This is a genomic window from Microbulbifer aggregans (assembly GCF_001750105.1).
In the GTDB taxonomy this organism is placed as follows: Bacteria; Pseudomonadota; Gammaproteobacteria; order Pseudomonadales; family Cellvibrionaceae; genus Microbulbifer; species Microbulbifer aggregans.
In genome coordinates this window covers 346910-359851 of sequence record NZ_CP014143.1, presented here as the reverse complement: position 1 = coordinate 359851, position 12942 = coordinate 346910, and the positions used below count along the sequence as shown (strand labels likewise).

General features: G+C 61.0%; 12 protein-coding genes. 11 read left to right on the top strand and 1 reads right to left on the bottom strand.

The genetic code is table 11. The features are described from left to right. Positions 1 to 64: 64 nt before the first annotated feature. The 11 genes from AUP74_RS01570 (at position 65) to ribA (ending at position 8819) form a co-directional block, all read left to right on the top strand. Entirely contained in the window at positions 65 to 1162 is a 1098-nt protein-coding gene (locus AUP74_RS01570; protein WP_069948637.1) for an extracellular solute-binding protein, read from the top strand. A gap of 87 nt (positions 1163 to 1249) precedes the next feature. Further along, positions 1250 to 1720: a transcriptional regulator NrdR gene (gene nrdR, locus AUP74_RS01565; RefSeq protein WP_069946013.1), complete on the top strand. Its 471-nt coding sequence runs from the start codon at positions 1250 to 1252 to the stop codon at positions 1718 to 1720. Further along, positions 1717 to 2850 (top strand): bifunctional diaminohydroxyphosphoribosylaminopyrimidine deaminase/5-amino-6-(5-phosphoribosylamino)uracil reductase RibD, encoded by a 1134-nt coding sequence (gene ribD, locus AUP74_RS01560; protein ID WP_069946012.1) that lies wholly within the window; start codon positions 1717 to 1719, stop codon positions 2848 to 2850. Before nrdR ends, ribD begins: the two co-directional genes overlap by 4 nt. 37 nt (positions 2851 to 2887) lie before the next feature. Beyond that, positions 2888 to 3550 carry a riboflavin synthase gene (locus tag AUP74_RS01555; protein WP_069946011.1) on the top strand — a complete coding sequence of 221 codons (663 nt, stop codon included), beginning with the start codon at positions 2888 to 2890 and terminating at the stop codon, positions 3548 to 3550. 151 nt (positions 3551 to 3701) lie between these two features. Next, complete coding sequence (gene ribBA / locus AUP74_RS01550; protein ID WP_069946010.1) at positions 3702 to 4817, top strand: bifunctional 3,4-dihydroxy-2-butanone-4-phosphate synthase/GTP cyclohydrolase II; 1116 nt, start codon at positions 3702 to 3704, stop codon at positions 4815 to 4817. Between the two features lie 68 nt (positions 4818 to 4885). Further along, positions 4886 to 5356 carry a 6,7-dimethyl-8-ribityllumazine synthase gene (gene ribH, locus AUP74_RS01545; RefSeq protein WP_069946009.1) on the top strand — a complete coding sequence of 157 codons (471 nt, stop codon included), beginning with the start codon at positions 4886 to 4888 and terminating at the stop codon, positions 5354 to 5356. Between the two features lie 221 nt (positions 5357 to 5577). Further along, entirely contained in the window at positions 5578 to 6018 is a 441-nt protein-coding gene (gene nusB / locus AUP74_RS01540; protein ID WP_069946008.1) for a transcription antitermination factor NusB, read from the top strand. Between the two features lie 6 nt (positions 6019 to 6024). Next, positions 6025 to 6975, top strand: a complete 951-nt coding sequence (gene thiL, locus AUP74_RS01535; protein ID WP_069946007.1) for a thiamine-phosphate kinase — start codon at positions 6025 to 6027, stop codon at positions 6973 to 6975. A gap of 52 nt (positions 6976 to 7027) precedes the next feature. Next, positions 7028 to 7507 carry a phosphatidylglycerophosphatase A family protein gene (locus AUP74_RS01530; protein WP_069946006.1) on the top strand — a complete coding sequence of 160 codons (480 nt, stop codon included), beginning with the start codon at positions 7028 to 7030 and terminating at the stop codon, positions 7505 to 7507. A 9-nt stretch (positions 7508 to 7516) separates the two neighbouring features. After that, positions 7517 to 8152, top strand: coding sequence for a retropepsin-like aspartic protease family protein (locus AUP74_RS01525; RefSeq protein ID WP_069946005.1), 636 nt, complete (start codon positions 7517 to 7519; stop codon positions 8150 to 8152). A 52-nt stretch (positions 8153 to 8204) separates the two neighbouring features. Next, positions 8205 to 8819, top strand: coding sequence for a GTP cyclohydrolase II (gene ribA / locus AUP74_RS01520; protein WP_083260754.1), 615 nt, complete (start codon positions 8205 to 8207; stop codon positions 8817 to 8819). Positions 8820 to 9129: 310 nt separating this feature from the next. Here the strand turns inward: ribA and pulA are convergent, their stop codons facing one another. Beyond that, a complete protein-coding gene (gene pulA, locus AUP74_RS01515) occupies positions 9130 to 12495 on the bottom strand; it encodes a pullulanase-type alpha-1,6-glucosidase (protein WP_069946003.1) in 3366 nt (1121 codons plus the stop codon). Positions 12496 to 12942 lie beyond the last annotated feature (447 nt).

Below are 12942 nucleotides of genomic sequence, written 5' to 3'. Positions count from 1 at the left end.
AGTGAACCATTCGTAACAGTAACAGTGGTTTTCTGCGGGGGCAGGGGGCCAACTGGAGGTGAAAGTGAAAGCAAGGAATTTGCTGTTGTGCGCACTGTCGCTGGTGTCGGCACTGGCCGGGCTGGTCGAGGCCCGGGAACTTCACGTCGCCAACTGGTCTGATTACATCGGCGAAAATACCCTTGCCCGGTTCGAACAGGAAACGGGTATCCGGGTCCATTATTACGAGTTCGATGATATCGAAGAGCTCGAGCAGGTGTGGATCAGCGAAGGGCGTCAGTTCGATATCATCATTCCCGGTTCCGAGAGCCTTGCCGGCTATATCAAGGCCGGCCTGCTCGCCCCTCTGGACCGCAATCGGCTTCCCCGCTGGTCCGCCAATGATCCCCGCTTCCTGGAGCGCCTGCAGGTCTCCGACCCCGAAAATCGCTACGCTTTTCCGTTTCTCTGGGGCACCGTCGGGATCGGCTACAACGTGGCCGCCGTGCGTGAGGCCTTTGGTGGCCGGCTGCCGGATGACAGCTGGGACCTGCTTTTTGATCCGGAGCGCCTGGCCAAGCTCGATCACTGTGGAGTGACCTTGCTGCGTTCGCCGGAGGAGATCTTCGATGTGGGTCTCAAGTACATCGGTAAAGATCCCAACAGCATGAGCCGGGCACACCAGTTGATGGTGGCCAACCTGCTGGCAAAAGTGCGGCTCCATGTGACCGACTTCGATTCCGGTGATTATGTGGAGAACCTGGCCAGCGGCAAGCACTGCCTCGTGCATGGCTGGAGCGGTGACATCCTGCAGGCCCAGGCGGAAGCCCGGGAGATGGGCAATGACTCCGAGATCCGCTATATCACTCCCCGAGAGGGCTTTCCCATCTGGATCGATGTGGTAGCGCTGACAGCCGCCGCCCCCAATTCCGATGAGGCCTATGCCTTTATGAATTACCTGATGCGCCCGGAGGTGATCGCCGAGGTCAGCAACGAATTGCAGTACGCCAACGCCAACCTGGAGGCTCGGGCTCTGGTGGAAGACGCTCTGCTGGCGAACCCGATTATTTACCCCGATACCGAAAATCTGGGCAATGCCTGGCTGGCAGCGCCAACTGATGGTGAAGTCGTCGCCCTGCGCCAGCGTCTCTGGCAGCGCATCATCGAGCGCGAGAAGCTTTAACTCCCTTCCCCTCTCTACCGCGCTGGCGCCCTGTCGGGCGCCGGCTATGGTAAACTGCGGCCCATTTTCTGATAGGGCCATACTCCCATGCACTGTCCTTTCTGCAGCGCAGAAGAAACCAAGGTCGTGGATTCAAGGCTCGTGGCCGAGGGTGACCAGGTTCGCCGCCGCCGCGAGTGCCTCGAGTGCCACGAGCGGTTTACCACCTTTGAGACCGCCGAGCTGCTGCTGCCTCGCGTGATCAAGGAAAACGGCCAGCGTGAGCCCTTCAATGAGGACAAGCTCCGTGCGGGCATCCAGCGGGCAGTGGAGAAGCGTCCGGTCAGCACCGAGCGGGTGGAATCCGCAGTCGCCCAGATCAAGCACGCCCTGCAGGCCACCGGTGAGCGCGAGTTGCCGGCGCGCACCGTCGGTGAGCTGGTCATGGAGCAGTTGCGTGAGCTGGACCAGGTGGCCTATGTCCGCTTCGCGTCGGTGTACCGGCGCTTTGAGGACGTGAGCGAATTCGCCGAAGAGATCGACCGCCTTACCACCAAGAAGCGCGCGGAGACCCCATGAGTTTTTCTCCTCAGGAACTGATGGCCCGGGCAATTCAACTGGCGGAGCGCGGCCTCTACACCACTATGCCTAACCCCCGAGTCGGCAGTGTCGTCGCCGATGCCGAGGGCAATATCCTCGGTGAGGGCTGGCATCGCCGCGCCGGGCTACCCCATGCAGAGATCGAAGCGCTGGCTGATGCCGGTGATCGGGCGCGGGGTGCCACCGTGTACGTCACCCTGGAACCCTGCAGTCATACCGGCAAGACCGGCCCCTGTGCCGATGCGCTGATTGAAGCCGGTGTGGCCAAAGTGGTCTTCGGTATGGAAGATCCCAATCCGGCCGTGGCCGGCAGCGGACTGCAGAAACTGAAAGACGCTGGCATCGAGGTCGAGGGGCCGCTGCTGGAGGAGCAGTGTCGGGCCCTGAATCCCGGTTTTATCAAGCGCATGAACCTCGGACTGCCCCTGGTGCGCAGCAAATCTGCCATGAGCCTGGACGGTCGCACGGCCATGGCCAGCGGTGAGTCCAAATGGGTGACCGGCCCGGCGGCGCGCGCCGACGTCCAGCGGCTGCGGGCGCGCAGCTGTGCCATCGTCACCGGGGTGGAGACGGTGCGCTTCGACAATCCGAACCTCAATGTGCGCGCCGATGAGATGGCTCTCGAGCTGCTCGCGGCAGAATCCGCGGCCGAAGTGCAGCCACTGCGCGTCATCGTTGACAGTCGACTGCGCACCCCGGCCCGGGCCTTTATATTGCAAGGTGACGCCCCCACATTGGTGGTCACAACGCCGGGTGCGGATCCCGAGCGGCGCCAGCGCCTGGAAAAGGCCGGTGCCGAAGTGATCGAGCTGCCGGCAGACAGCGCTGGCCGTGTGGACCTGCTGTCCCTGTTGCAGGAGCTGGCCCGTCGCCAGTGCAACGAGGTTTTGGTTGAGAGTGGCGCCACCCTGTCGGGAGAATTTCTGTACCGCGGCCATGTGGATGAATTGATCGTCTACGTGGCGCCCAAACTGCTGGGCAGCACCGCTCGGCCCCTGTTCGAACTACCGATTGAACGCATGGGCTCGGTGTTGCCGATTACCATTACAGAGATGCGTGCTGTGGGGCACGACTGGCGTATTACCGCCACCACGGATATCGAGCGCTAGCGACGCCGCAATCGAACAACACCCAGAGGTGCCAGCGATGTTTACCGGCATTATTGAGGCCGTCGGCCGGATTACCGAACTCAAGCCCCAGGGGGGAGACCTGCGTGTTCGGGTAGAGAGCGGCAAGTTGGATCTGACCGACGTGCAGCTCGGCGACAGCATCGCCACCAACGGTGTCTGCCTGACGGTAGTGGAACTGCCCGGTGATGGTTATTGGGCGGATGTTTCCGCCGAAACGCTGGCAGTGACGACCGTCGGCAACTGGAAAATGGGTGACCGGGTCAACCTGGAAAAGGCGCTGACGCCCCAGACCCGCCTGGGTGGGCATATCGTCAGTGGCCACGTGGATGGCATCGGTGAGGTCGTGTGGCGCAAGCGCGAGGCGCGTGCAGAGCGGTTCCGCCTGCGAGCGCCGGCTGAGCTGGCAAAATATATTGCCCACAAGGGCTCCATCACTGTCGACGGTACCAGCCTGACGGTGAATGCGGTGGAAGGTGCCGAGTTCGAGCTCACCATCGTGCCGCACACGCTGCAGGAAACCATTATGGGTGGCTATCAGGCAGGCTCCCGGGTCAACCTGGAAGTGGATCTGATCGCCCGTTACCTGGAGCGGTTGCTGCTCGGAGACAAGGCCGCCGAGCCACAGAGCGAGGGGCTGACGGTGGAATTCCTGGCACAACACGGGTTTTACAAACCGTGACTCGTTGAGGGGCAGCCCAGCTACCGGGCAGTCCCTTGCGAGACACGCGGTGAATACATCCCTGTAGGCTTGTCGGCGAGATCCTTCTCGCCGACAGTCCCGCAAGGGACTGCCCGGTAACAGGGCCTTCACATCAAAGATTGAGAGTTTTATGGAACTGAATACGGTTGAAGAACTGATCGACGACATCCGCCAGGGCAAGATGGTGATCCTGATGGATGACGAAGACCGCGAAAACGAGGGTGACCTAGTGATGGCGGCGGAGCAGGTGCGCGCCGAAGACATCAACTTCATGGCCACCCACGCCCGCGGCCTGATCTGCATGCCCATGACCCGCGAGCGCTGCGAGCAGTTGGATCTGCCGCTGATGTCCCGGGACAACGGCGCACAGTTCAGCACCAATTTCACCGTTTCCATCGAGGCGGCAGAAGGGGTGACCACCGGTATTTCCGCCGCCGATCGCGCCCGCACAGTGCGCGCCGCGGTAGCGCGCAATGCCAAACCCAGCGATATCGTACAGCCGGGCCATATCTTCCCGATCATGGCGCAGCCCGGCGGTGTGCTGAGTCGCGCCGGTCATACCGAGGCGGGCTGTGATCTCTCGCGCCTGGCAGGGTTCGACCCCTCGGCGGTGATCGTGGAGATCATGAACGAGGACGGCACCATGGCGCGCCGCCCGGATCTCGAGACCTTCGCCAAGAAGCACAACCTGAAGATCGGAACCATCGCCGACCTGATCAACTACCGCGCCCTGAACGAAAAGACCGTCGAGTGCACCAATGAGCGCCAGGTGCACACCGAGTTTGGTGAATTCAAACTGCGTACTTACCTGGACAAGGCCCGCCGTGAACGCCATTTCGCGTTCATTCTCGGTGAGCCCACGCCGGAGCAGCCGACCCTGGTGCGGGTACATGTGGCCAACACCCTGCGTGATGTACTGACCATCCGCCGTGGCGACGAGAAGTTCGAGCCGTGGACCTTCCGCCGTGCCATGGAGCGCGTCGCCAAAGAAGGCAAGGGTGTGGTGGTGGTGATCTGCCACAACGAGACCACCGAGGAGATCGAAGAGAGTATCGACTGGCTGATCAGCGGTAAGCAGCAGCGTCCAAGTTCCGATCTGGTCTACAAGCAGGTGGGCACCGGTTCGCAGATCCTAAGGGACCTCAAGGTGCGCAAGATGCGCCTGATGAGCGCACCGTTCAAGTTCAACGCCATTTCCGGTTTCGACCTGGAAGTGGAAGAAATCATTAACGCCGGGGACGCCTGAGCCCCGCGCAGGACCCATACCGGGCTGAATTAAAACCGGCCCGCCCGCTGAGAAATGGAAAACAGACCATGAGCAACATCCAAACCATCGAAGGCGATTTCGTGAACTGCGGCGGTAAGTACGCACTGCTGGTAAGCCGCTGGAACAGCTTTGTGGTGGAGAGCCTGAAAGACGGCGCCCTGGACACCCTGCGCCGCAAGGGTATCAAGGATGAGGACATCACCATCTACTATGCACCGGGCGCCTTTGAGTTTCCCCTGGCGGCCAAGAAGCTGGCGGCCACTGGCAAGTTCGATGCGATCATCGCCCTCGGCGCTGTGATCCGCGGCGGTACCCCGCACTTCGAATACGTCGCCGGCGAGTGCACCAAAGGTCTGGCCCAGGTCTCCCTCGACGCGGGCGTACCGGTGACCTTCGGCGTACTGACAGTGGATTCCATCGAGCAGGCCATCGAGCGCTCCGGTACCAAAGCCGGCAACAAGGGCTGCGAGGCCGCCGAGACTGCGCTGGAGATGGTGTCCCTGCTGGGCAAAATCTAGGGAACTCTGAAAGCTACTGCGCGTGTGCCTGGCGGCGGCCGGCGGTGCTGGTGCGCCAGCCCGGCCGGAATGCAACATGTACTAGCTGTACACTCCGCTTCCTCCGCTCCGGCGGTCACCACCAGGCACGCGCTCGCTACGCTTTACAGAGTCCCCTCTCGTGACTTTTCAATTTAGAGAACGGCATGGCCGCTCGAACTAGGTAATTATCGGAATTGACAATGACCGTTACCGCATCTGCGCGCCGCAAGGCGCGCCACTACGCCATGCAGGCCCTTTACCAGTGGCAAATGGCTGGCGCCAGTCTCAATGCCATTGAGGCCGAGTTTCGCACTGACAATGACATGAGCAAGACGGACGTGGATTACTTCCACGACCTGTTCCATGGCGTGGCAAAGAACCTCGATGAAGTCGAAGGGGCCTTCGTGCCGCACCTGGACCGTAAAGTCGACGATCTGGACCCGGTTTCCCGGGCCCTGCTGCGCATGTCCACCTACGAGCTGAAAAACCGTATCGACGTGCCCTACAAAGTCGTGATCAACGAGGCGGTGGCACTGGCGAAGAAATTCGGCCCCACCGACGCTTTCAAGTACATCAACGGTATTCTCGACAAGACCGCCGCCGACCTTCGTCCGGCGGAAGTGAAAGCGGACAAGCAGTAAACCGCGATGAGCCGCGTCGGTGAGTTCGACATCATCCGCGATTACTTCGCCGGCGCGCCCACCAGCCAGAGCGTGGTGCTCGGTATTGGCGACGATTGTGCCCTGTTGCAGCCACCACCGGGCTCAATACTGGCCACCAGTGTTGATACCCTGGTGGCGGGGCGCCACTTTCCCGAGGGTGCCGATGCAGCCAAGGTCGCCAGCCGCGCGCTGCGGGTTAACCTGAGCGATCTGGCGGCGATGGGCGCGAAACCCCTGTGGTTTACGCTGGCGCTGACGTTGCCCGCGGCAGATCGGAAGTGGCTGGAGCGGTTCTCCCGCGGTCTCCTGGAAACCGCGCGGGAATACGGAATCTCGCTGGTGGGTGGAGACACCACTGCCGGCCCCCTTTCGATCACGGTGCAAGTGACGGGACACGCGCAGAAGCCCCTGCGGCGCGATGGCGCCGGTGCCGGTGATGGGGTTTACGTCTCCGGCCCCCTGGGGGCTGCGGCCGCGGCGCTGCCGGTGGTGCTCGGCGAGAGAAAGGTCGATAGCGAATTGCGCCAGGCGGCCGAGGCGGCTTTTTACTGGCCGGAGCCGCAACTACAGCTGGCGCAGTCCATCGTCCCGCTGGCCACTGCCGCGATCGATATTTCCGATGGCCTGCTCGCCGACCTGGGGCATATCTGCCGCGCCAGTGGCGTGTCCGCCGAGCTGGATATCGAGGCGCTGCCGGTGGCGGCACTGGCCCGGGAACTGACCCCCGAACAAGCCCGTGAATTGGCTGCGACCGGAGGCGATGATTATCAGCTCTGTTTCACCGTCCCTAAAGGTGACGTGCCCGAGCTGGAGAGGATGAATACCGGTGCGGTGCGCATCGGCACCCTGATACCGGCATCCGGGGAACCGCAGGTACTGGCGCGCCGTCACGGCCAGAGTTGGACACCGAAACACCCGGGCTACCAGCACTTTTGACGAACAGTAACTGCGCCGGTGGCGCACAGGGCAAACGGAACAGCAGAACTCGATGAACCAGCCAACCTTTTCCCAGCTGTTGCGCAGCCCGACCATGCTACTGGCCTTCGGCTTTGGCTCCGGCCTCGCCCCGAAAGCCCCCGGGACCTTTGGCACCCTGGCCGCAATTCCACTCTGGTGGCCGCTGCAGCACTTGTCGCCGGCCCTGTACCTGGGCGTGGTGATCGTCACGGGTCTTTTGGGCTGCTACCTGTGTGGCGCAGCGTCGCGGCAGATGGGTGTGCACGACCACGGTGGTATCGTCTGGGACGAGATGGTCGGTTACTGGCTGACCATGTTTATGGCGCCAGCCGGGTGGGGATGGGCCCTTTACGGTTTCGTGCTGTTCCGGATTTTTGATATCGCCAAACCTCAGCCCATCGGCTGGGTGGACCGGCGCGTGCACGGTGGTGTGGGTATCATGCTGGACGATATACTGGCGGCCGTTTATGCGGCGCTGATCCTGCAGTTGACCGCTGTGATCATTGGTTAGGAAAGACCGATGGGAAAAATTGCCTCTCTCTTGCTGTTCATGCTGGTCGTCCCGGCTGCCCTGGCCCAGGAAGTACAGCTGAAGGCCCTTTTTGGCACCAGTGCCATGCTGGAAGTGGATGGTCAGCAACGGCTGTTGAAAGCCGGCCAGACCTCGCCCGAGGGTGTCAAACTGGTCGAGGCCAGCTCCGGTTATGCGGTGATCAGGCTTCAGGGCCGGCAGCAGAAGCTGACGCTGGACGCACCGGTGGCAGCCCGCTACGCGGAGGCATCCCGCGCCGAAGTACGCCTGATGCCGGATAGCCGCGGGCACTACAGTACCAGTGCCTGGGTCAACGGACGCCGGGTTCAAATGATGGTGGATACCGGTGCCACCAGTATTGCGTTCAACTATCCCATGGCCCGTCGCCTCGGTTTGAATCTGGAGCGGGCGAGACCGATCAGGGTGTCCACCGCCAGTGGTATCGCCAAGGCATATCGGCTGACCCTGGATAGCGTGACTATCGGTGGCATCAAGTTGCACAACGTGGATGCAACGGTACACGGGGGAGATTTCCCCGAGATTACCCTGCTGGGTAACAGTTTTCTCAGCCGAGTGGATATGCAGCAGCAACGCGGTGTGCTGATTCTGCGCGCCCGCAACTGACTTGTTTGACGGTGCACTGTGATCGCCGTCAGTGACTGAATGAGGTAAGAGTTTGACCATTCGTTTCGTGGAGTCTTCGAAATTGCCCACCCCCTGGGGCATGTTCGAAATGCACGGTTTCGAGGATACGGAATCCGGCAAGGAACACGTCGTCCTCACCATGGGTGATACGGATACCGACGAGCCGCTGCTGGCCCGTATCCACTCCGAGTGCCTGACCGGGGATGCGCTGTTTTCCCTGCGCTGTGACTGTGGCGCGCAGCTGCAGCACGCCATGCATCGCATTGCCATGGAAGGGCGCGGGGCGATCTTCTACCTGCGTCAGGAAGGTCGCGGCATTGGCCTGCTCAACAAGATCCGCGCCTACCACTTGCAGGACTGTGGTGCCGATACGGTAGAGGCCAACGAGCAGCTGGGCTTCGGTGCCGATATGCGGGATTACTCGATCCTGAAGGAAATGCTCAAGCACCTCGGGGCGAAATCCATCCGTCTAATGACCAACAACCCGCGCAAGGTGCAAGCGCTGGAGCAACTGGGCATCAAAGTGACCGAACGCCTGCCGCATCAGACCGGCCGCAACCCCCACAATGTGAAATACCTTTCAACCAAGAAGGGCAAGCTGGGGCATCTGTTCGAGGATGAGGACGAGACTGGTCCGCAAGAATAGGGCCCGGGGTTTATTGCTTCGATATAAAAAGGACGGCAGTGGCCGTCCTTTTTGGTTTAGTACCGAACCCCTTCAAAGCTCAGGACAGAGCCCTGCAGCAAAAAGTGAAGGTGAAGTGCCGGGACGGGTGTTTTGAACCGTCGGCGACAGGGACGTCGCCGACGGAGCGTACAAGGATGTATTCACAGCGTATTCAAAATACGCGTCCCGGTGCTTTGCCGCCACGTCACTCAATTGGGGGCGGGAGTCATCAAAACAGAAAGGGCGGCCAATTGGCCGCCCTTCATACTTTGCCATTACGGCAAAGTGATTACTCAGCCAGCAACTTCTCCACGCCCTGGTTCCGTCCCAGGACAAACACTGCGGTGGTGCGGCCGGGCAGACTGAAGGTGCCGGTTTCGCTATCGAAGGTCACATTACCCAGTCGTGGATCAGCGCTGTCCTGCTGCAGCGGGTGCAGGCGGTAGGGCAGGCCGGTGACAGCGTCGTGACTGAACGCTACTGTGTCGTTATCGCCGTTGAACAACACCAGGATGCGACGATTCTTGCCGTCGTACGTGCCCTCCGCATCATCCAGCTGCATGGCGATCAGGCCCGGTACCTGCTCGGGGCCGGTGTTCAGGAAGCTCACGTGGTCGATCACGGCAATCCCTGTCGGCAGGCGGAACAGCGGTGAGCTGTTGCGGATCGCCAGGTGCTCGCGGAACATCGCTGCAGTCCACAGGCGGTGGGATTTCTGCGGCGCGATATCCGGGTTCGCCAGCAGCGGCGCCATCAACGGCCACTTGTCCTCGTTCTTGTCCGCGATCGGCAGGCCCGCGCCCCAGTTGTCGGTCTCAAAGCTCCAATCCAGCGCGTTGAACCAGTCGCCCGAGTTGTAGCTGTCCCGGTCCATGGATTTGGAGCGCAGGAATTCCTGGCCGGCGTGGATGAACGGAATACCCTGGGCGAACAGCACCAGCGAGTTGCTGAATACCTGCATGCGCACCCGCTCTTCCAGGGAGGCGGTGGCGTTGGCCTTCAGCTGCACGCCATCGAACAGGGTCTCGTTGTCGTGGGCGGCGATGTAGTTGATGGATTCCTGTGGATCATCGACGTAGCCGGTGGGCTGGCCGTTGTAGATCAACTCAGCACCGAGGATGACGTTGCCCCAAGAATCCTGCAGTGGATAGTCGCGCAGGTTACCGGCCAGTGAGACACGGACCTTGTCCGCCAGGGTCAGCAGCGTCGCGCGCTCGTCCCAGCCACCGCTCTCTCCATTGAAGAGGCCGTTGGAGTCGGTAAAGAGGCCGGTGCCGAAACCCTGTTCCTCAAAGCCGCCGAAGGGGTTACCACCACGCACGCTGTCGCGCAGCCGGTCGTTGAAGGTGCCCACACCGGTGCCGGCCATATTGGACTGGCGGGCCTGCACAAAACGCGCATCGTTTGCCACTTCACCAAAGTTCCAGCCCTCCCCGTATAAGTACAGGCTGTTACCGTCCACGCCGTCCTCTTCCAGCGTCAGCGTTTGCAGGGCTGCACGGGTATTGAGGATATTGTCGCGGCTGTGGTGGCCCATCAGGTCGAAACGGAAACCATCCACCTTGTAGGCCTTGGCCCAGGTCATCATGGAGTCCACCATGAGCTTTTCCATCATGGTGTGCTCACTGGCGGTATTGGCGCAGCAGCTGCTCATCTCCACGCCGCCTTCCAGATTGCGACGGTGGTAATAGCCCGGCACGATCTTGTCGAGCACCGAGTTCTGGTACTGACCGAAGGAGCTGGTGTGGTTGTAGACCACGTCCATGACTACGCGCAGGCCGGAACGGCTCAGGGATTGCACCATCTCGCGGAACTCACGGATTCGCGCTTCACCGTCGGGATCGGTACTGTAGCTGCCCTCCGGCACAGTAAAGTGCAGCGGATCGTAGCCCCAGTTGAAACCGTCGGCATCGCGGATGGCGTTGACCGCCGCCTGTTGTTCGGTGCTGTCTGGTGCGAACGCGGAGAGGTCCGGCGTTTCCGCCTGGGCTTCGCGGTTTTCGTTCACAGTGGCAAAGTCGAATGCCGGCAGCAGGTGGACGTGGGTGAGGCCGGCGCGTGCCAGGCTGCCCAGATGCTCCATGCCGAGGCTCTCGCGCTCAGCGAAAGCGGCAAAGGTACCGCGCGCAGCCGCCGGCACCGTCTCATCCTCGATACTGAAGTCACGCACGTGTAATTCGTAAACGCTGATGTCTTCGGCATTCTCCAGTGCCGGTTTTTTTACCTGATCCCAGCCGGACGGTTTCAGGTCTGTGTCGTCCAGGTTTACCACCTGGCTCTTGCTGCTGTTCATGGACAGGCTGAGGGAGTAGGGGTCCGTTACCAGGTTGGTTTCGATCTGGCGGCTGAAATAGGAGTAGACCTCCACCTCATACAGGTAGAACTTGCGGTCCCAGCCTTTGTCGACGCTGGCAGTCCAGGTGCCGGTGTTTTCGTCGCGGGTCATCGGGACGACGGTATCGGCGCTTTCCTGGCCGGCGTCACTGAACAGATGCAGCTTTACCGAGCGGGCGGTGGGCGCCCAGAGTGTAAAGCCGACGTTGGCCTCACCGACGATCGCGCCCAGTTCACCGTCATAGGCAAAGCGGTCATCCAGTGCACCGGCCATTTGCACGCCGGTGGCATCGCGCAGCTTGCCGTCGGCGGAGTAGACCGCGAGCGCCAGCTGCTTTGTCACCAACTCTTCTGCTGATGGGGAATCTGCGGGCAGATCAAAGCTGTTGAAGTCGGACAGGTGTGGGAATTTCTGTGCGGCCTCGCCTGGCAGGGTGTCAGCGCGATATTGCAGGACCACGGCGCCATCACTGGCAACGCCGTCGGCAGTCAGCTGTAGCTCGGCATCGGCACTGTAATGGAGTTTGACGGTGTCGCCATCTTGCAGGCCGATGTTCCAGGCAAAGGAATCGGCGTCCACCCAGTGCGCTTTGTCGAGGCTCAGGTCGCCGCGGGGAATACCATCGGCGCTGACGGTTACCTGCTTGCTCTGGCTGTCGAAGGCGAAATAGATTTCGTCGTTGTCGCTGGCCACGGTAAAGGACACGTTGCTGCCATAGTTACCGTAGCTTTCACCCCAACCTTCGTTCAGCGCCACCTTGAACTCATAGTTACCGGCTCTCAAACCATTGGTGATGAAGGTGTAGATACCGTCGCCATCGGCATCCTGCATCCAGCTCTGCAGGCAGTCCGGCTGCCAGTCTCCGGGGCAGCCCAGCTGGTACTGAAAATTCCCGGCTACCGTGGCGATGGTGGAGTTGACGTTGTCCGTGATCCAGTGGGTCTCATGGTCGTAGATGAATTTTACTTCACGGCCTACGTCCAGGTTGAGTGGAATGTTACCGCCGTTGCGCCAGGCACCCTGGCCGTAGTTCTCGTCCCAGCTGCCATTCAACGCGGCCTTGTACTCCCAGTAACCGGCGGGAATGAAAAAGCTCCCCTGCCACTTGTCGTCGCTGCTGTCGTAGCCGAGCATGCTGGCGGCGCACTCCGGTTGCCAGTCACCGGGGCAGCCCAGCTGGCTCTGGATGGTGCCAGGAATGTTGACCGCGGTCGGGTCCGGAGTGTCGGCGGTATGTCCGGTCTGCTGGAAAGCGAGGATCAGTGCGCCCAGCGCAAAGGGGAGGCGGCTGCCTGCGGGAGTGTTCTTCATCAGTCGCATAATGGTTCCGGGGTTATTGTTATCTTCGGTTCGGGTATTCGGGGTACCACATACTTCTCCCCATCGGGTCATTGAAACCCGGCTGGAAATACGGGGCCTCCCACCCCCGGGGGAGGGAGGAAGGAAGTTGACTGGGGTCTAGAGAAAGGTTTGAGGGGTGTCACAAATTTTTTATAAAAACGTCACGGCACCGCAATCTGCCTGAGTGATCCTTACTCTCGAGTAAAACGCGTGCGGAACTTCTCCCAGCGTCTACACTCAAACCCATCAGATTTTCGTGGGTCGAGAAAGGTGATGCACCTGCGAGAATTTGGTACGAAAGCCGGCAATAGCCGGCTTTTCGCTTTTTGGGGGGGGGAATTGTCCGCCGTCGCAGGTGGTGCTACATTCTCCCTCTCAATTTTTACCAGCGGAGGACGTTCGATGATTGTGTGTTTCCTTCGCCGG

What these genes read in the sequence shown, in the direction of transcription:
- nrdR (WP_069946013.1), top strand. Translation starts at nt 1,250, where the DNA reads ATGCACTGTCCTTTCTGCAGCGCAGAAGAAACCAAGGTCGTGGATTCA.
- ribD (WP_069946012.1), top strand. Translation starts at nt 1,717, where the DNA reads ATGAGTTTTTCTCCTCAGGAACTGATGGCCCGGGCAATTCAACTGGCG.
- AUP74_RS01555 (WP_069946011.1), top strand. Translation starts at nt 2,888, where the DNA reads ATGTTTACCGGCATTATTGAGGCCGTCGGCCGGATTACCGAACTCAAG.
- ribBA (WP_069946010.1), top strand. Translation starts at nt 3,702, where the DNA reads ATGGAACTGAATACGGTTGAAGAACTGATCGACGACATCCGCCAGGGC.
- ribH (WP_069946009.1), top strand. Translation starts at nt 4,886, where the DNA reads ATGAGCAACATCCAAACCATCGAAGGCGATTTCGTGAACTGCGGCGGT.
- nusB (WP_069946008.1), top strand. Translation starts at nt 5,578, where the DNA reads ATGACCGTTACCGCATCTGCGCGCCGCAAGGCGCGCCACTACGCCATG.
- thiL (WP_069946007.1), top strand. Translation starts at nt 6,025, where the DNA reads ATGAGCCGCGTCGGTGAGTTCGACATCATCCGCGATTACTTCGCCGGC.
- AUP74_RS01530 (WP_069946006.1), top strand. Translation starts at nt 7,028, where the DNA reads ATGAACCAGCCAACCTTTTCCCAGCTGTTGCGCAGCCCGACCATGCTA.
- AUP74_RS01525 (WP_069946005.1), top strand. Translation starts at nt 7,517, where the DNA reads ATGGGAAAAATTGCCTCTCTCTTGCTGTTCATGCTGGTCGTCCCGGCT.
- pulA (WP_069946003.1), bottom strand. Translation starts at nt 12,495, where the DNA reads ATGCGACTGATGAAGAACACTCCCGCAGGCAGCCGCCTCCCCTTTGCG.